General features: G+C 48.1%; 17 protein-coding genes. 6 read left to right on the top strand and 11 right to left on the bottom strand.

What is annotated here, in order from left to right:
- Positions 1-241: 241 nt before the first annotated feature.
- From yajC to AADH33_RS05700, 6 genes are all read left to right on the top strand, one after another.
- The gene (yajC, locus tag AADH33_RS05725) at positions 242-571 is read left to right on the top strand and encodes a preprotein translocase subunit YajC (protein ID WP_075102080.1); all 330 of its coding nucleotides are present in this window, start codon (positions 242-244) and stop codon (positions 569-571) included.
- A gap of 381 nt (positions 572-952) precedes the next feature.
- Positions 953-2830 carry a protein translocase subunit SecD gene (gene secD, locus AADH33_RS05720; RefSeq protein WP_348549955.1) on the top strand — a complete coding sequence of 626 codons (1878 nt, stop codon included), beginning with the start codon at positions 953-955 and terminating at the stop codon, positions 2828-2830.
- A gap of 9 nt (positions 2831-2839) precedes the next feature.
- A complete protein-coding gene (secF, locus tag AADH33_RS05715; RefSeq protein ID WP_075102082.1) occupies positions 2840-4063 on the top strand; it encodes a protein translocase subunit SecF in 1224 nt (407 codons plus the stop codon).
- A gap of 307 nt (positions 4064-4370) precedes the next feature.
- Positions 4371-5795 carry an MATE family efflux transporter gene (locus AADH33_RS05710; RefSeq protein ID WP_348549845.1) on the top strand — a complete coding sequence of 475 codons (1425 nt, stop codon included), beginning with the start codon at positions 4371-4373 and terminating at the stop codon, positions 5793-5795.
- 181 nt (positions 5796-5976) lie between these two features.
- Positions 5977-6621: an AzlC family ABC transporter permease gene (locus AADH33_RS05705; protein WP_317053790.1), complete on the top strand. Its 645-nt coding sequence runs from the start codon at positions 5977-5979 to the stop codon at positions 6619-6621.
- Positions 6611-6970 (top strand): AzlD domain-containing protein, encoded by a 360-nt coding sequence (locus AADH33_RS05700; protein ID WP_348549844.1) that lies wholly within the window; start codon positions 6611-6613, stop codon positions 6968-6970. Before AADH33_RS05705 ends, AADH33_RS05700 begins: the two co-directional genes overlap by 11 nt.
- Positions 6971-7085: 115 nt before the next feature.
- Here AADH33_RS05700 and purF read toward each other — a convergent pair whose 3' ends face one another.
- The 11 genes from purF to AADH33_RS05645 form a co-directional block, all read right to left on the bottom strand.
- On the bottom strand, positions 7086-8621 hold the full coding sequence (gene purF / locus AADH33_RS05695) for an amidophosphoribosyltransferase (RefSeq protein WP_348549843.1): 1536 nt from the start codon (positions 8619-8621) through the stop codon (positions 7086-7088).
- 275 nt (positions 8622-8896) lie between these two features.
- Entirely contained in the window at positions 8897-9394 is a 498-nt protein-coding gene (locus AADH33_RS05690) for a CvpA family protein (RefSeq protein WP_192992885.1), read from the bottom strand.
- Positions 9395-9454: 60 nt separating this feature from the next.
- Positions 9455-10489, bottom strand: a complete 1035-nt coding sequence (locus tag AADH33_RS05685; RefSeq protein WP_075102088.1) for a quinone-dependent dihydroorotate dehydrogenase — start codon at positions 10487-10489, stop codon at positions 9455-9457.
- A gap of 119 nt (positions 10490-10608) precedes the next feature.
- Entirely contained in the window at positions 10609-11061 is a 453-nt protein-coding gene (locus AADH33_RS05680) for a DUF4870 family protein (protein ID WP_100749450.1), read from the bottom strand.
- A gap of 152 nt (positions 11062-11213) precedes the next feature.
- Positions 11214-11789 carry a type II secretion system protein GspM gene (gspM, locus tag AADH33_RS05675; protein WP_348549842.1) on the bottom strand — a complete coding sequence of 192 codons (576 nt, stop codon included), beginning with the start codon at positions 11787-11789 and terminating at the stop codon, positions 11214-11216.
- 44 nt (positions 11790-11833) lie between these two features.
- Positions 11834-13078 (bottom strand): type II secretion system protein GspL, encoded by a 1245-nt coding sequence (gene gspL, locus AADH33_RS05670; protein WP_348549841.1) that lies wholly within the window; start codon positions 13076-13078, stop codon positions 11834-11836.
- Positions 13079-13366: 288 nt separating this feature from the next.
- The gene (gene sixA, locus AADH33_RS05665; protein ID WP_075102092.1) at positions 13367-13825 is read right to left on the bottom strand and encodes a phosphohistidine phosphatase SixA; all 459 of its coding nucleotides are present in this window, start codon (positions 13823-13825) and stop codon (positions 13367-13369) included.
- A 74-nt stretch (positions 13826-13899) separates the two neighbouring features.
- Positions 13900-15192 carry an NAD(P)H-dependent glycerol-3-phosphate dehydrogenase gene (locus AADH33_RS05660; RefSeq protein WP_075102093.1) on the bottom strand — a complete coding sequence of 431 codons (1293 nt, stop codon included), beginning with the start codon at positions 15190-15192 and terminating at the stop codon, positions 13900-13902.
- A 116-nt stretch (positions 15193-15308) separates the two neighbouring features.
- The gene (locus AADH33_RS05655; RefSeq protein WP_075102094.1) at positions 15309-15953 is read right to left on the bottom strand and encodes a nitroreductase family protein; all 645 of its coding nucleotides are present in this window, start codon (positions 15951-15953) and stop codon (positions 15309-15311) included.
- Positions 15954-16135: 182 nt separating this feature from the next.
- A complete protein-coding gene (gene zapE, locus AADH33_RS05650; RefSeq protein WP_075102095.1) occupies positions 16136-17236 on the bottom strand; it encodes a cell division protein ZapE in 1101 nt (366 codons plus the stop codon).
- A gap of 135 nt (positions 17237-17371) precedes the next feature.
- Positions 17372-18025 (bottom strand): alpha/beta hydrolase, encoded by a 654-nt coding sequence (locus AADH33_RS05645; RefSeq protein ID WP_075102096.1) that lies wholly within the window; start codon positions 18023-18025, stop codon positions 17372-17374.
- Between the last annotated feature and the right edge of the window lie 280 nt (positions 18026-18305).

The following is an 18305-nucleotide window of genomic DNA, read 5'->3' as shown; positions in this document are numbered from 1 at the left end:
AGCATTGATGATAATATTTCACAATAAGCCGCGCTTTTTAAGTGCAATTTTTTAGGTACGCCGTTTATACGCGAGGTTTTACGTTTCGTCATATGGGTTTTTGGCTAGCATTTGATGCAGCCAATCGCCCGATATACCAGAGAAAACACACCCAGCTTATGATTAACAGTTACCAAGTCTGGGATTTTTTGTTACTATGCGTCTAATTTTATTATTGTCTATGACTTACTGAGAGTAAATTATGTTGCTATTTATCCAAGCCGCCCATGCGGCTCCAGAAACTGCAGGCGCTGCGTCAATATTTGGCCAGATCTTATTGCCTGTCGCTTTTTTTGCGATTTTTTATTTTTTAGTCATTCGCCCGCAGTCTAAGCGTACCAAAGAGCATCGTGCTATGGTCAATGCGCTGAGTGTCGGCAATGAGATTATCTTTGCCGGTGGTCTGATGGGCCGTATCAAAGACATCGAGGGCGACTATGCTGTCGTCAGTTTGAACAACAACACAGATGTGAAGATACAGCGCGCTTCTGTCATCTCAGTATTACCTGCTGGCACTATCGAGAGCGTATAATTATCAGCCGTGCTGTATTTATGATCGTGCGCTCGTCGTACTGATAAATACGTACGTGCCTAAAAAATGACCGTACCTTGTCTACGGTCATTTTTCGCTATAAAGTAGCAAAACCTTGCATTTTATAATGTCAAAGACGGCGATAAGTTGTCAGTTTTATGTTATCGATAATCTTTCGATAACAAATATTTTGGATGACGGCGCAAAGCGTCATCTGTATTATTTGCTTTATTGTTTTATGCTTTATTATCATCGCGGATGATCGCAATGGTACATGACAACGACTGCCAAATACGGCACTCGACCATTGCTATCGCTAACTTCCCATCTGCTAACTTGTGGCCTACGTCGCCAGTCGTTTATCAACCTAAAGAAGTGATTATGCAATATCCCGCTTGGAAATACTTACTCATCGCCGTCGTGCTTATCATTGCCGGTCTGTATGCTGCCCCCAACCTCTACCCTGACGAACCTGCCGTACAGATTACCAGTGCTGCCGCAGGTACTCAGCTGTCTGAAGGTATTTTGACCGAGTCACAAAGCCTCCTTACTGAGGCAGGTCTGGACAGTCATGATGGTACGTTTGAGGGCAACAGTGCGCTGGTACGCCTAAAAAACCCTGTCGATCAGCTCAAGGCGCAAGAAGTACTGCGCCAAAATCTGGGCGAGGACTATGTCGTGGCGCTCAACTTAGCACAGACCACGCCAGAGTGGCTACGTAGCATCGGCGCAAAACCGATGAAACTTGGTCTAGATTTGCGCGGCGGTGTGCGCTTTGTCCTCGAAGTCGATATGGATAAGGCTCTCGAGCAGCGCTTAAGTAGTGCGAGCCGTGATATGCGCCGTGAGCTACGTGCTGAACGAGTGGCGGTCAAGGGCATCAAAACTGAAAACCAAAGTGTCGTACTGCATTTTGCCGATACCGACGCGCGTAACCGTGCTCAAAACATCCTACAAGGCTCAATGGGCAATACTTTTAGTTTGCAGTCTTCGATTGATGAGCAAGGCCCAGCGCTAATCTTGACATACAATGACGCCACCCTCGATGAGATCAACAGCTACGCGGTCAATCAAAACCTCACGACCCTACGTAATCGTATTGCAGAGTTGGGCGTGACTGAAGCCTTGGTACAGTCACAAGGCGCTAGCCGTATCGTGGTCGAGCTACCTGGTGTACAGGACACAGCCGAGGCCAAACGTGTCCTTGGACGTACGGCAAACCTTGAGTTTCGTATGGTCGCTGAAGACGCTGATACCTACACAGGCGGCATTCCACCAGCAGGCACTGAGGCTTTCCCCTTTGAGACGCTCGATGGCCCTCCAGTACTGCTAGATCGTCAAGCCATCGTCACAGGTGATAAAGTCACCAATGCACAGACAGGCGTCGACGAAAACGGCTCGCCTGAAGTGAGCATCACGCTAGACAGTGCTGGTGGTAAGCTAATGCAAAATGCCACCCGTACTGCTGTTGGCAAACAGATGGCGGTTTTGTTTATCGAAAACAAACAAAGAATCACCTATGAAGAAGACCCAGAGACTGGCGAGACCGTCGAAGTACGTACGCCTTACGCTGAGACAAAGGTCATCAACCGCGCCAATATTCAAGCGGTACTTGGCTCATCTTTCCGCATCACGGGGCTAGATAGTAGTGCTGAAGCAGCTGAGCTGGCGCTGTTATTACGCTCAGGTGCCTTAGCGGCCCCGATGTACTTCGTCGAAGAGCGCACCATTGGCCCATCACTCGGGCAAGAAAACATCGAAAAAGGCTTATTTTCGACGCAGGTCGGTTATTTGCTGGTCTTTGCCTTTATGATTGTTTTTTATCGCCTCTTTGGTGTCATCGCCAACGTGGCTCTAGCGGTAAACGTTATTATCATCATCGCTATTATGTCGATTTTAGGTTCATCGCTTACCCTACCAGGCATTGCAGGTATCGTTTTGACCATCGGTATGGCGGTCGATGCCAACGTCCTGATTTTTGAGCGCATACGCGAAGAGCTGGCCAACGGCGTACGGCCAAAATCCGCTATCGTGGCAGGATTTGATCGCGCCTTTAGTAGTATTTTTGATGCCAACCTCACCACGTTGTTGGTAGCGTTTATCTTGTTTGCCATCGGTACAGGCCCGATCAAAGGCTTTGCGATTACGTTAGCTATCGGTATTGTCAGCTCACTATTTACCGCCATCTTGGTGACACGTGCGCTGGTACAAATTGCTTATGGTAAGCGTAAATCTATCAAACGTTTGAGCATCGGTTAGGAGAACACTATGGCGATCGATAAGAACAACCCTTTAGAACAAAACAATCCAGATCGAAATGGTCCAGGCGGCTCAAACACAGACGCTAGCAGCACACGCCGCCGCAAAAAACCACGCCGTGATGGCAAAGGCAGCAACAACCAAGCCAAATCAAAAAAAGCACGTCGCGGCAATAGCGGTGATAACGCCGCGCAAACGCTCAGCACCCAAGCCATCGATCCAAATCTGGATATAGGTGATGCAGAGGACTATGCAGCAGCGCAAGCAGAAGGCGGTATCAAAGCGATAGGCGATCAGCGCATCATTCCATTTATGAAGATAGAAAAGCCAATGGCGCTTTTATCGCTCTTGATGGTCATTGGTAGTATCATTGCAATTGCGGTCAATGGCCTAAACCTAGGCCTTGACTTTACCGGAGGCGTCTCAGCAGACGTACGCTATGAGCAACCTGTCGAGCAAGTAGAGGTCGTACAGGCTTTAGCCGATGGTGGCTTTGATGATGCTGTGGTACAGTATTTGGGTACTCGAGAAGAGCTACTGGTACGCCTACCGCCGCAGTCTGATAATGTCGATGGACTAAATGCCAGCTTGACCCAAGCATTGGCACTGCCCGATAATGCTGCTGATATTAGCAACGTCAATATCATCGGTAGCCAAGTGGGCAACGAAGTGTATTTAAACTCCGTCATGGCGTTGGCACTGGCGCTGGTTTGTATGCTCGGTTATGTGGCCCTACGTTTCCAATTTAAGCTATCATTGGGAGCGGTGCTTTCGCTGTTTCATGACGCCATCGTTACTATTGGTGTCTTTGCCCTATTCGGCTTTCCATTTGATTTGACGGTGTTGGCTGCTATTTTGGCCTTGATCGGTTACTCATTGAACGATACGATTGTCGTCTATGACCGCATTCGCGAAAACTTCCGCCGCGTCCGTGGTATCTCACCGCGACAGACGATTGACCTGTCTTTGACAGAGACGTTGCGCCGTACGATTATGACCATCTCAACCGTGTTACTTGTGGTATTGGCCATGATGTTCTTAGGCGGTGATGGACTATACTGGTTCTCAGTAGCGCTATTTATTGGTCTACTGGCTGGTACGTATTCATCGACTTACATCGCAAGCTCAATCCCACTACGTATGGGACTGTCACGTGACGACTTTATTGTAAAAGTAAAGCCTGAGTTTGAAGAAGAAATCGTAACGTTTAACGATCCAAAAATGTACGAATAAAGCCGTATTTGGCCATGATGGCATTCTCTTATCTCATGGCCAACTGACAACATAAGCACAAAATTTGTATCTTTAATACAATAATAGCGTGTAAAAAGAAGCACCTGACTCACCAGCTGTGAGTCTAGGTGCTTTTGTCTTTTTGCTGCGTTTACGGACTACTGACCACAATCAGGTCAATATAAGACAGCCTCAGCCAGCAAAAAGACGTATGTCTATCACGTATCATCATATTGTATGTCGATTTTATTTAGCATCGCCTACGACAGCGCACTGTCTTTAACAAAGGGCATAAAACGGGTCAAAAATGTCAGTTACCGCCTCCTCTGCTAACGCCTTACCACCGATTGATACCCGCTACGCGCGCATCATCGCAATTGCGCTGCCAGTTTTGCTGGCAAATCTGGCCATGCCGCTACAAAGCGTGATCGATACGGCCATCGTCGGCAATATGAATAATACTGCTAAGCTTGCAGGTATGGGGCTTGCGATACAATTGCTGTCTTTACTGCTAGTCAGTTTTAACTTTTTGCAATATGCATCGTCTGGGCTATCCGCGCAAGCTCTGGGGCAACTGGCGGGCCGTATGGACGGGGCAAGCGAAGATAAAAACACACTTGATTATCATGCTATCACTCCTTTATTGTCCATCTTACAGCGTGCTTTATTATTAGCCACGGCCATCGGCTTGGTATTGCTGCTGGCAAAACCTTGGCTAATAGACTTTGGCCTACAGGCACTGTCGGCCAATCCTGAGAGTGGCCACGCGGCCAAGACGTATTTGGATGTGCGTTTTTGGGGTGTCATCGCCGAGCTGATGAACTTTGCTTTTATTGGCTGGTTTGCAGGACAAGGCAAAACCCGTTATATGCTGTATCAGCAGGGCTTTATCGCCGTGCTCAATATTGTCCTAACGCTGTTTTTTGTCTTTGGGTTACAGATGGAGCTGGTCGGGGTGGCACTGGGCACCACCATTGCGTTTTGGTCAGGTGTATTATTGGCTTTATGGCTGAGCTGCCGGCACCTAAAGATATCTTGGCGAACCTTGATTTGTGCTGATCGCCAGCACTTTACTAAAGATAAAATGCTTAGGCTATTTTCACTGAACAAAGACATCTTTATACGTACGCTGATTCTAACGTTAAGCTTTGCTTGGATTACCCGTCTATCTGCTCAAAGTGGCGATGTTATATTGGCTGCCAATGCCATATTATTACAAGTATTGAGCATATCAGCCTTTGCCTTAGATGGCGTTGCTGTATCCGCTGAGACGCTGAGCGGACAGGCAGCTGGGCGACGCGACTGGGCAAGCTTTCGCGTCGTTATCAAGCGCACTGGGGTCGTCAGCTACACGCTGGCTATCTTATTAAGCGCGGTTTGGTGGCTGGCCATGCCTATCTACCTGCCATTTATGACCAACATCGAGGCGGTGTTTCGCTTAGCTGACCAATATCACTTGTATGCGGTGCTTTTACCCTTAGTCGGTGTGGGCGCATATTGGCTGGATGGCATATTTTTTGGTTTAACTGCTGGTAAGGTGATTCGGAATGCTGCGCTTATCTTAGCGGCTGTTTTTTTTCCGCTAAGCTGGCTACTCTATCAGCAGTGGGATATGACTGGTATTTGGCTGAGTGTCTGGAGCCTATTACTACTCAGACTTATCATTTTAATAGGTTTTTTATACCGGGCTCATCAGACAGGCGATTATGAAAAGCTCCAAATAGACGCGTAAGGCGGCATTTGCTCCGATGTTGATATCGTCAGTTCGATATAAAAACGTTATAGCAAGTTAATAAAAAAAGTCAGTAAGAAAATTAGGATGTCACGTGACTACTCAATCAAAACCATTACATCAGCAGCATAGGGCCCACTATAACTGGGCCGAGGGATTTAAAAAAAGTTTGCCTGTGGCAATGGGTTATCTGCCAGCGGGAATAGCCTTTGGTGTGCTCGCGCAGGTAGCGGGCGTCCCTATATGGGCGACCATTATGCTCAGTGTCGTACTCTATGCAGGCGCCGCTCAGTACGCCTGCTTGCCCATGCTAAGTGCCGGCCTACCGATTGGCAATATGGCAACCAATATTGCCGCAATTAACCTGCGTCATGTGTTTTATGGAATGCCATTGCTTCAATCTCTCCCGCAAAATAAAATCGCAAAAACCTACTGTTTGTTTGCCTTGACCGACGAGACATTTTCGGTGATGACCAGCCTACCTCATGAGTCAAGGCGGTCGCTCATTTTACCCATTAGCCTGTTTAACCAAAGCTGGTGGGTGTTGGCGGGCGCGATCGGAGTGATGATCGGCAGCACCCTTAGTGATATGGTGCCGCATTTAGATTTTGCGCTGGTCTGTCTGTTTGCGATATTGGCCTATGAGCAGTTTCAGAGCATCAAACGCTATTTCCCTATTGGCATTGCCATTATCGCGTTATTGATTGCCTCAGTATTTACCAGTAACTGGTTATTGTTGGTGGCCATTTTTATTTGTATGTTGATGATTTTGGCACGTGGTTTTTGGGTACAGCGCGGTATAAAAGGAGACGCTCATGAGCAGTAGTTATCTGATTTTGGCCACCTTTGCGATGGCTGCAGTGACCTTTGTCACGCGTGCACTCCCCGCTTTGATACCAAAAAAGCTGCTGGACACGCCGTGGCTACACCGTTTAAACGAAAGCCTGCCCTTATCAGTGATGGTGCTACTTATCCTCACCAGCCTTTCTTATCAAAACTTATCAGTGACCACCGGTATGCATAGCGCAGAGCTACATTTTCTGATGGCACAGATTGGCGCGCTACTGTTGGTGCTACTGGTTTATCATATCAGCCGTCAGTTATTGGTCAGTATGGTCGTTGGTATCGCTGCCATTAATGGGCTGCTATGGCTGTTTACTCAGTTTTTGGGCTAACAGTTTTATAGCAGCGCCGCGTTATCTTTATATTTATCTTGTGATAAAAAAGGCTGAACTCTGATAAGAGTCCAGCCTTTTTATTAGATACTATGAGCGGCTGCTCAGTGAGACATTATAGCTCTTCGACGCCCATCATATCGACTGGCGTATCAGCAACGATTTGCACGCCTTTTTTACCTGTTTTGGCAGTGTCGCTGCGCTGCTCTTGTAGATGGTCAAGATAGGCTTCGTTGATTTGACCTGTGATATAGCAGCCATTAAATACGGCACAATCAAACCCCTCTACTTTGCTGTACTTGGTGTCCTTGACCGCGTCAATCAAATCCTCTAAATCTTGAAAAATCAAACGATCAGCACCGATGATATCTCGTACTTCCTCTACCGTATGACCAGAGGCGATCAGCTCGCTACGCACCGGCATATCGATACCATACACGTTTGGATACTTGACTGGCGGCGCGGCACTGGCAAAAAACACTTTGTTGGCACCAGCATCACGCGCCATCTGGATGATCTCGTGACAAGTCGTACCACGGACGATAGAGTCATCTACCAACAGTACGTTTTTGCCCTTAAACTCAAGCGGTACTGCACTGAGCTTTTGACGGACAGATTTTTTGCGCTGCTGCTGACCTGGCATGATAAAAGTACGCCCGATATAGCGGTTTTTCATAAACCCTTCACGGTACTTGACGTTCATCTTTAGCGCCAGCTCCATCGCAGAGGTACGCGAGGTGTCTGGAATAGGAATCACCACGTCGATATCGTGATCGTCGCCCCACTCTGTAAGGATTTTGTCTGCCAGTTTTTCGCCCATGCGCAAGCGTGATTTGTAAACCGAGATGTTGTCCATAATAGAGTCTGGACGGGCAAAGTAAACATACTCAAAGATACAAGGCGTGTATTCTTTTTGCTCAACACATTGATGGGTATGCAGCTTGTGATCCAAATCGATAAAAATTGCTTCGCCTGGTTTGACATCGCGAATGATACTAAAGCCTGACCCTGTCAATGCCACAGACTCAGATGCCACCATGTATTCGGTGCCGCCGTTGGGTGCCATGCGCTTACCAAAAATCAGCGGACGAATACCGTTTGGATCACGAAACGCCAATAAGCCGTGACCTGTGATCAAAGCGACCACGCCATAAGCGCCTTCGCAGCGGCTATATACCGCTTTTACCGCTTCAAAAATATCGTCAGCGCTTGGGTTGGTTTTGCCCAAGTTTTGCATCTCATGCGCTAGTACGTTGAGCAGGACCTCAGAGTCAGAGTCGGTATTTAGATGGCGACGATCTTCGATGTACAGCTCTTTTGCCAAACTCTCAGCATTGGTTAAATTACCATTGTGTGCCAAGGTGATGCCATAAGGCGAGTTGACATAAAATGGCTGAGCTTCTGCGCTGCTAGAGGTGCCCGCTGTTGGATAGCGTACGTGGCCGATACCAAATTTGCCGACCAGCTTGATCATATGACGGTTCATAAACACATCACGGACCATGCCGTTTTCTTTACGCAGATAGAGTCGTCCATCTTGCAACGTCACAATACCTGCTGCATCTTGCCCGCGATGCTGTAGCATCGTCAAGCCATCATAAAGAATCTGATTGACTGGCTCATGAGCTGCAACCCCAACGACTCCACACATAGTTTTATCCTATTTTGACCCATACATTAGTACTACAATGACGACGAGACTTTAGAGCGGCCTGTTTAACAGCCAGCATCGCCTTGCCATCTACCTGATGATATCTCTTACTACACTGATGTGTTATTTGTCAAAAACGCCCGCTATCGACTCTAGAATGTCGATTGCCCGTTTATGAGCTGTAATTGCTATCAAATCATTTTTTATCAAGGAAGAATACGAAGATAATGTCATAAAATTTGGTCTAACCAAAATTGGCCGATGATATCGAACGCTTAAGACTGATTAACCTGATCCCACGCCATGCCCAGTACATCTGACACCAAGGCTTTACCCATCGGTGCATAAGGCAATAGCTCTGGCGCGAGGACGGACGTTTGCCACTGCGGCATTTGTACCAGCAGAGGCGCGCTGACACTCAGCACCACCAAGACCATCAGTACGTTTTTTGCCGCGCCAAGTACGCCGCCTGCCATTTTATCCAACACACCCAAACGCAGCGTCTGAAGAACACCGGAGAATACAAAAGCAACCAAGTGCATAATGGCCAAAATAACAATCACCACCAATAAAAACGCCATGGCTATCTGCAAAACAGGGTTCTGTACCACACCCACCAGCTGCGGAGCAATCGAACCTGCCAACCGAGTGGCGGCGATCAGGGCGACAAACCAGCCCAGCAAACCTACTGCCGTCTTAATCAGACCTACCTGAAAGCCGCGCCAAAGTCCAACCAAGACGACGATAGCAATCACGATATCCAAACCACTCATGTCCTATGCCTCATTGGTTGTATCATCTGTATGGTGAGAGAGTGCCGCTGATGACATGCTTTAGCTTTCCATGGCGTCATAATAGCCGCCGATCGCCTGAATACAAGACTGTACCAGACCCGGCCCACGATAGATAAGCCCAGTATATAGCTGTATCATATCGGCTCCTGCTTCGATTTTTTTGACCGCTTTGGCACCGCTGTCGATACCGCCAACCCCAATCAGTGCCACCTTGCCCTCTAGCTGATCTGAGAACTGCTGCAATATCTGGGTGCTGGTATGGCTCACCGGACGACCTGATAGCCCGCCTGCTTGATCGCCATCTCGCAGATCCTCAACCCCGACTCGGCTCAGCGTGGTATTGGTTGCGATTAGACCATCAATCTCAAAGTCTATTAATTGCTGCGATATATAGTCAACTTGTAACGGCTCTAAATCTGGAGCGACCTTTAGCACCAATGGCACATAAAAGCCATATTCGCTAGCCAACTGACTGTGGCGGTTTTTGATCGTATGCAGCAGCTGCGTCAGTGCTTCACCACTTTGTAAATCGCGTAAGTTTTTGGTGTTGGGCGAGGAGATATTGACCGTAATATAAGACGCATGCGGATAGACACGCTCAAGACAGTATACATAGTCATCGGCCGCCTGCTCTACAGGGGTGTCGGCGTTTTTGCCAATATTAATTCCGATATTGCCTTTGTATTTACACCGCTTAACGTTTTCTATCAGATAATCAACGCCCTGATTATTAAACCCCATACGATTGATAATCGCATCGGCTTGTTTGATTCGAAAGAGTCTGGGCTTCTCATTGCCCGCCTGCGCTCGAGGCGTGACGGTCCCGACCTCAATAAAACCAAAACCCAGCTCCGCCAGCGCATCGATATAATCGCCGTTTTTGTCCAGTCCAGCGGCCAACCCTACAGGGTTGGAAAACTGCAATCCCATACAGTCAGTAGGCTGCATCAACTGACCATAGGCCAACCCCAATACACGCGCTCTGTGCGCTTTGTCCAATAAAGACAGTGTCATTTCATGGGCGTGCTCAGGATCCATATTAAACAAAAAAGGGCGAAGTAAGGCATAAGACATAATGGTGGCAGACCCTGCTCGAAAGTTATGGTGAATGAAAAGTGCGAATAAGATCAAGCGCTGCGATTATATCAGCTTAACAGAAATAAGAGCAAAGTTTCATGGGCTAAATTTTTATATTAAGGCACAGGGCGATTGTCTGTGAGTGCAATCCAGCCTCTGATGATTCGGTAGAGATGCCAAATAAAAGTAAACAGCATTATTAGCAATCCCACCCCTGCCAGTAGTACCGAACCGATGGCCATGTTGTTGCTACTATCGGCCAACATACTCACTCCAAATCCACCGAGCGCAAAGGCAATAATAACAATGCCCAAGACAAACCAAACAATACTGTACCAAAAAGTCTTGATTTGCCAATCAAAATGAGTAGCAAGCCATGAGCCATCGGCATCATGACGCTTAGCATAGTTCATCACGATCGGCACAATCCACAACAGACCTGCGGTAAAATAACTGACCACATAGAGCAGATAAGTGATGTGATTGTAGGTGATTAAGGAGCGGCGTTTGTCGCTATTCATAGTATCCTTCGCCTGATTGTTATTGTTATTCATAGGATAATTGGCCATTGTACGCATCCATATCTGACAGTGACTGATACTTAGTTCATTGTGTCAAACAAAGGGGTTTTCAATGGTGCATCTATCAATAGCCTGCCGCAGATGACTCAGTAGCTAATGACTCTGTAGCGTGAGCGCCGTGATTGACGCTCATAGATGACTCACTGAGCGATGGTCGCTTGTACTTGTATCAACTGACTGGTTAAATCCTGTTGCATCGATAGCTGAGTAAACTGCCAACCCTGCTGCTGCAGCTTGGCAAGTGCGCCACTGACCACCGCTTGACTGGCATGATCAAAGCTGAGCTGTACCGCATCGCCCGCCGCGACGACTTGCGCGTTGGCAATGCCTGAGTGATCAAGTAGCGTACTGACGCGGCTGGCAGGCGGCATGGCCGCTGCGCCGTCTGGAGCAGCAGATGCAGTGAGCGCCTGACTGTCGATATTGCCTGCCTGAGCACGCAGCCAAAAATAGTCAGCCACTTGCGCTTGATAAGCGTTTTTACTGTCTGTTGCTGCTTGATGCATACTATAGCCACCATAACCGCCCACAAACACCAATAAAAACACAGACAGTACCGTTAGCGCTAGCTGATCGCGTGATGGCAAGGCATGCCAGCGCGACGATAAGGTGTTTCGGTAATGACTAAAGTGCTCCAATAAAGCATTGTCCTTTATCAGCTTACTCGGCTCAGCAATGCTGTTGCGGCTCTTGGCACGGCGCTGTAAACGTTTCATTTTCTACCTTTTGCTGATTTTGCGATAAGTAAGAAAGACTTAGACTATGAGGTCGCCGTGGCCGCTTGCAAGTCCGCACTCTCTGCGACCGCTACTGTGATCTGACCACTGAACTGCCCTTGCTCAGTGCTATTGACCTGAGCCAGCTTTGCATCGATGCCTTGGGCGACCAAGGTGCTGGTAAACTGGTCAAGACTACCACGATCAGAAGCAATCAAGGTAAAACTCAGCGCAGAGGGCTGCATCACCAAAGCTTGTGCATGCAATGAAGACTGCTTGATCAAGGGTGATATCCGTGCCAGTGTCGCCATATGAGACGCTTGTGCTTGACTGTCATGGCGCAGTTTTGGTTGCAGCTGTATTTGTAGCTTGTTGCGACTGCTCAGTGGCTCGTTGGCAAACCAAGAGTTATACTGATTTGCAATCTCAGCTTTGGTCGCCGTGGCTGCCTGCTGGTACTGATACCACTGCACGCCATCGGTTGCTATTTGTAGCACTAGCGCTGCCAACGCCACCATCATCGCCACCCGCAAATACGGCGATAACTGAGAATCTGCGGATTTTACAAAGAAATTTAGCGCATGGCGCTCAGGGTTTTCAAGTGGTACTGGGGGGTCAGATAGCGGCGTCAGCAGCAGCTGATGATCAGCGATAAGCGCAGCGGTGCAGGCAAACCAATCAGACCGAGCGTCCAGCTCGTCTGGCTGTTCTATAGCGGTGATAGGCGGCAAAAGGCTCACCTCGCTTAAGTGCGGAAAACGCTCAAAAATCAGCGGTAAATAACTGACCGCCATGCCCTGCCATGCAGACTGGCGCAGCAAAGTGGTTTGCTCGTCTTGATAAAGCGTGATTTGCTGACCGGCCTGCTCCGTTGGCGCAGGCAATAACAAAAAATCAGGCAATAGTGCGATAAGGCTCATGCCAGCCAACTGCGCGCTTTGTTGCCATGAGTCGATATCGCTCTGCGCCAAGGCATACAATTGATGACGCTCAGCGTGACTGATCTGGCGAACGGCCAACTGCTCCACAGGAGTCAAGGACATCTCTTCAAACAAATACTGCTTGCCACTATTGCCCAGCTGCTTGAGCTGGGCAGTATTTAGCTCAGTATCTACCTGCAATACATGACTGGATGGAAAGTACAGGCAGACCGCATTTTTTCCATTGGCTTTATAATTACCATACCTCTCTTGTAGCTGCTGCCACCCCTCAACGCTTTGCCAGTGTTGGAGGTCTTCATGCCAGACAGCCAGTGGGCTATGCTGCGCCCGTAACCAAACATGTATCACTAAGCGTGTCCTTAATCATTAAAGCATTTATCAAAGGTAGGTGGCGTTATTGTGTAGACAACCGCTACTGGGTGACGATCATAGTCACGGGCAAAACACGCATCACATCAAACAAGCTAGGGCGTGTCTTCATTTCAAAAATGGTGATAAAAATGAGATAAATCGCAGCCAAATAAGGAAAATAGCGCCGTTAATATCAGGATATTGACCAGCTATTTGACGATGTTTGGCAAGATTTGGCCATTTTTAGCCCATTTAGATAGCTATCAAGTGAATTGAAGACACGCCCTAATAAGGTTGCTTTGGTACAAAGCGATCCGTTTCCCGCGCCATGCCAGCCATCACAAAGTCCATCTCAAACACTCGTGCTTCTGCCAAGGCAAACGACTCAGGATACTCCCCTATCAGCAGTCCTGCGATGTGAGCGACGATTGACATATGACACACCACAACCAAGCACTCGGCTTCAATATGACCAAGGTCGATCAAGGCTTGATGCGCATCATCTGCTGGCGTAATGTTATCTAGTATGACAAAGGGCACTGTTGGCGCACAGGCTTGAAGCGCGGCCAAGGTTTGCTGCGCTCTATCATAAGGACTCACGACAAACTGATCTGGCTGATAGCGCGTCATCACGAACTCTGCCGTTTGCGCCGCCTGCTCTCTACCCAGATCTGTCAGTTGACGCGCGCTGTCTGGCCGCGTGTCGTTCTCTGCTTGACCATGACGTACCAATATAATTTTCATAAGCTTCCTTAATGCCGCCTAAGCGCTACATACCTACTGCGAGTTTTTAGCAAGTCGGCTTTTTATTTGGCGTATTATTTGTCTTTATCACTGTCCTTGTCAGCGGTTTTGCTGGCTGAGCTTTTCATATGTGCCGTCAGCGCTGCATTGCTATGATCATGCGCCATCACAAACTCGACATCGCTACGAAACCCAGCTTCCATCAGATGCAAAGCCACACCCAAGGCGGCCTTGTCTTCATAAATGACGGCGTAGAGGGCATGAGTGATGGGCATATAGATGCCCTCGCGGGTGGCTTTTTCGTGCACTTGCTGGATGGTATTGACCCCTTCCGCGGTCTGACCCAGCTTTTTGACTGCCGCATCGATATTCATACCACGGCCAAGCATATTACCGATACGAAAGTTGCGACTGAGCTCTGAGTTACAGGTTGCGTATAAATCACCAACGCCTGATAGGCCTAAGAATGTCAATGGATTGGCCCCCGCCTCGACCCCGAAACGGCTCATCTCAGCCAAAGCGCGGGTCAATATCATGGCCTTGGTGTTTTCGCCGACTTCATAGGCCGCTGCCATACCCATAGCAATCGCATAAATGTTTTTGAGCGCGCCGCCCAGCTCTACGCCTTTGACATCATCACTGGCAAATACCCGAAAAAACGCACTATGCAGCGCTGCTTGCACTGCGTGACGCAGCGGTTCAGACTCACTCGCAATCACCGTAGCAGAGGGCATGTTTTTCATGATTTCTATGGCCAGGTTGGGCCCTGACATCACGCCAAAATTCACCTCTGGCAACTCTTCTTTGATGATGTCACTCATCAAGGCAAACGTGTCTTTTTCCATACCTTTGGTCAAAGAAACAATGGATTGCCCACTGATAAAAGGCGCGATGTTTTTTAGTGTCTCACGAAAGGCCAAACCAGGCACCGCAATAAAAATAATGTCTTTGTCTTTGACTGCGGCGGCCAAGTCATGACTGTATTTTAAGCGATCATCAAGCTTATGTCCTGGCAGATATTTTTTGTTGGTTTGGGTTTTTGCCATCGCCTTCACAGTGCGCTTATTGCGCACCCAAAGCGTGGTATCACAGCCATTCCGCGCCGCGAGGTTTGCCATGGCGGTACCAAAACTGCCGCCGCCCAAAAACGCCAAACGCAGCTTGGTCGGATTGCTATGGATTTTGGCCATGTTTTTTGCAACGGCAGACTCTACTGCACTGGGATTGAGCTTTTTACGGCCCAGACCTGATTTGGTGGCGCGCTCGATGATGCCTGCCAGCAGACTGTTTTGTTTGTCAGAGCTTTGCTTATCCGTGTCATTATGCTCGTTATTGGTGTCTTTATTACTGTCGTTAGGGCTAGTCATGTTCTGGTATCCGTGTTGACTGACTGATTATAAGTAGCATTATCGTGATTGAAAACCAAGATGCCGGCTGTGTTTATTATATATCGTGGGCATCTAAACCAAAGCGCCTGTACGCCTTATGACTCAAAACGTATGAGCGGTTCAATGTCAATGGGCTTGCGTGTAGGCTCATCCTTAGGACTGGTGCCAGTATAAACAAAAGCCGTAATATAATCATCTGGCCCCACGCCAAAGTATGCCTTGACCGCAGGCTCATTACAAAGCAAGCCTGTCCGCCATACCGTACTAAAGCCTTGTGCCTTTAGAGCCAGTAGCATATTTTGGACAGCGGCGCCTGCGCTGAGCAGCTGCTCAAAAGGCGGCACTTTTTTGTGTGCTTGCATGTTGGTCACGACCGTTATGATAACAGGTGCACGTAGCGGCATGGTATGAGTTTTTTCGATGGTTTTTTCGGTCAGCACTTCACCTTGTTGTGCAGCCTGTGCCTTTGCGGCGCTCACCAATGCCGCGCCCAACTGACGACGCGCCTCACCTTCGGTCACGATAAACCGCCACGGTTGCAGCTTTTTGTGGTCAGGCGCTGTGGCCGCACAGGCGATTGCTGCTTCTATCTGAGCACGGGTAGGTGCAGGCGTGTCTAGATTGCCCATGCTGCGCCTCGAGCCAATCCAGCCGATCATCGCGTCGCTATTGACTGGCATATCATCCGTGTCGATACTTTGTATAGACTGCTTTTTATTATTTTTATCAGAGGTAGTCATTACCGCTCCTTATTTACTTTGTGGTCACAGACGGGTTGCGTCAAGCTTTGATAATCCTTAAAGCTATTTTTTACTCAAAACGACTAAAAACCATTGCATGCGCACACAATATCACGCCTTTGTTATACCTTTAACACACCCTTGCATTCAACAGCTATTACTGTACTCAACAGCCATTGCCGCTACGCAGCCTCTTCGGTGCGATGCTCCGTACGCAGGTAGTCTTCTGATTGCATCTCAAGCAAACGCGAACGTGTACGTTCAATCTCAAAAGCCAGTTTTTCTCCTTGATAGAGCTCAAGAATAGACTGCTCGGCACGCACCAGTAGCTTGACACGGCGATCATAAAACTCGTCGACCAGATAAATAAAGCGCCGCGTTGGATCACGTAAATCATCGTCTAAGGCTGGCACCACATCGACCAGCACCGTACTAAACTGTTTGGCGATTTCGATAAAATCTGCAGCAGAGCGCGGCTCCATACACAAGTGTCTAAAGTCACAAAACAAGATATCTTCGGTGCGGGCGTTGACCTTAATCGAGCGGCCATTGATGACGATGGGCTCTTTGCTGATTTTTTGGTTGTTAGAGAGGCTGGCAAAACGGTTGGCCAGCCAATGATGATTGGCCTTGGTCAATGGTGACTCATACAGCTCAGCTTGCTGCAGTACCCGCAAACGATAGTCAATGCCTGAGTCGATATTCATCACCGTAGTATGGTGCTCGACCTCAGCAATCGCAGGCAAAAAGCGGTCACGGTGCAGGCCGTCTTTATACAGTCCTGCTGGCTCGATATTGGAGGTGGCGACCAACGTCACGCCGCGATTAAACAGCATGGTAAACAAATCGCCTAAGATCATGGCATCAGAGACGTTGGAGACAAAAAACTCATCAAAACAAATCACCACCGCTTCTTTGTAAATAATATCAGCGACTTTTTCGAGTGGATCACTTTGACCTTGGAGCGCGTTAAGCTCTTGGTGCACGCGCTGCATGAAATGATGAAAGTGCTGCCGCATCTTACGCTCGATGGTCAACGAGTCATAAAACATGTCCATCATCCACGTCTTACCGCGGCCTACCCCGCCCCACATATACAGACCCTTTGGGGCAGCAGGCTTGGATTTCAAAAAGCTAAAAAAGCGCTTTTTTTGTGGCACGCTGTCACTGAGCTGATGATACAACTCATCGAGATAGCTCATGGCCTGATATTGCTGTTCATCTCGCGTAAACTCACCTGTGCTGATGGCTTGCTCGTAGCGTTGCAACGGGGATAAACTCATAATGCGACTCATTGTTTAATAAAATTTATTTAATAAAATCAAATGGTTGTATTTTTACCATTGTATATAGCTGACGCGGCGCTCATAGCAATCGGTCCTAGCTATCGTCCAGAAAAGCTATCATTAGAAAAACTATCATCCAGAAATACTGTGGTGCTCAAGCAGTTTTTTTAATTCAGACAAACGCCCATGAAAAAAGTGCCCCGCCCCATCGACCACACTGACGGCGATACCCAGACGATCCGCAAATGCTTGCATCTTAGCAGGGTCAATCACCTCATCAGCATTACCATAAATCTCAAAGGTCTTATCAGCAGGTAAGTCGATATCACTACTGTCGTTTTTTTCTACCGATGGCGCGATAAGCGCGATATTTATAAGCTCAAAATCGCTCACGTCCCAGATATGTGAGGCCTCAAGCACTTGTTCGGCGACGCGCGCGGTGACATACCCGCCAAAGGAAAAACCGCCTAACCACAGCTTTCGCGCGCCGGTTTGCTCAGCGATCCATTGTAGCACGGTCATCGCATCGACGACTTCGCCATCGGCATAGTCATGCTCGCCTGTGGACTGACCGACACCGCGAAAATTAAACCGCACCACATGCATGCCACTATCGCGAGCAAAGCGGTACATGGTCGTGACCACTTTGTTATTCATCGTCCCATCAAACAAAGGGTTGGGGTGACAAAGCAGCGCCACCGTATCGGTATTGGGATCGTTAGGGTTGTCTTGTTGCCAGAGCGCATCGACCTCGAGCACGCCAGCAGGAGCAGGAATCAGGTGCATATTATTACTTACTTAATTAAGAATGAATGTCTCAATTATCCTAGATATGGTTTATATTTCAAGTGATTTGCTGTACAGACGCCTTAGGGCGTGTCCTCAATTCAATCAATAGCCATCTAAATGGGCTAAAAATGGCTAAATCTGGCCAAACGGTGTCAAATAGCTGACTAATATCTCAATATTATCTGCGCTATTTTCCTTGTTTGACGGCGATTTATCTCATTTTTATCGCCATTTTTAAAATGAGGAAACACCCTAGTAACCGCCTAAATGCCTATAA

The organism is Psychrobacter sp. KFRI-CH2-11, assembly GCF_038239325.1.
Classification (GTDB): domain Bacteria; phylum Pseudomonadota; class Gammaproteobacteria; order Pseudomonadales; family Moraxellaceae; genus Psychrobacter; species Psychrobacter celer.
The sequence above is the reverse complement of the archived record's forward strand: the minus strand, read 5'-3'. Positions and strand labels throughout refer to the sequence as shown.

What these genes read in the sequence shown, in the direction of transcription:
- AADH33_RS05680 (WP_100749450.1), bottom strand. Translation starts at nt 11,061, where the DNA reads ATGGCCAATTATCCTATGAATAACAATAACAATCAGGCGAAGGATACT.
- purF (WP_348549843.1), bottom strand. Translation starts at nt 8,621, where the DNA reads ATGTGTGGAGTCGTTGGGGTTGCAGCTCATGAGCCAGTCAATCAGATT.
- AADH33_RS05710 (WP_348549845.1), top strand. Translation starts at nt 4,371, where the DNA reads ATGTCAGTTACCGCCTCCTCTGCTAACGCCTTACCACCGATTGATACC.
- sixA (WP_075102092.1), bottom strand. Translation starts at nt 13,825, where the DNA reads ATGAAAATTATATTGGTACGTCATGGTCAAGCAGAGAACGACACGCGG.
- AADH33_RS05705 (WP_317053790.1), top strand. Translation starts at nt 5,977, where the DNA reads ATGGGTTATCTGCCAGCGGGAATAGCCTTTGGTGTGCTCGCGCAGGTA.
- AADH33_RS05700 (WP_348549844.1), top strand. Translation starts at nt 6,611, where the DNA reads ATGAGCAGTAGTTATCTGATTTTGGCCACCTTTGCGATGGCTGCAGTG.
- AADH33_RS05685 (WP_075102088.1), bottom strand. Translation starts at nt 10,489, where the DNA reads ATGTCTTATGCCTTACTTCGCCCTTTTTTGTTTAATATGGATCCTGAG.
- zapE (WP_075102095.1), bottom strand. Translation starts at nt 17,236, where the DNA reads ATGAGTTTATCCCCGTTGCAACGCTACGAGCAAGCCATCAGCACAGGT.
- gspM (WP_348549842.1), bottom strand. Translation starts at nt 11,789, where the DNA reads ATGAAACGTTTACAGCGCCGTGCCAAGAGCCGCAACAGCATTGCTGAG.
- AADH33_RS05645 (WP_075102096.1), bottom strand. Translation starts at nt 18,025, where the DNA reads ATGCACCTGATTCCTGCTCCTGCTGGCGTGCTCGAGGTCGATGCGCTC.
- yajC (WP_075102080.1), top strand. Translation starts at nt 242, where the DNA reads ATGTTGCTATTTATCCAAGCCGCCCATGCGGCTCCAGAAACTGCAGGC.
- AADH33_RS05660 (WP_075102093.1), bottom strand. Translation starts at nt 15,192, where the DNA reads ATGACTAGCCCTAACGACAGTAATAAAGACACCAATAACGAGCATAAT.
- AADH33_RS05690 (WP_192992885.1), bottom strand. Translation starts at nt 9,394, where the DNA reads ATGAGTGGTTTGGATATCGTGATTGCTATCGTCGTCTTGGTTGGACTT.
- secD (WP_348549955.1), top strand. Translation starts at nt 953, where the DNA reads ATGCAATATCCCGCTTGGAAATACTTACTCATCGCCGTCGTGCTTATC.
- secF (WP_075102082.1), top strand. Translation starts at nt 2,840, where the DNA reads ATGGCGATCGATAAGAACAACCCTTTAGAACAAAACAATCCAGATCGA.
- AADH33_RS05655 (WP_075102094.1), bottom strand. Translation starts at nt 15,953, where the DNA reads ATGACTACCTCTGATAAAAATAATAAAAAGCAGTCTATACAAAGTATC.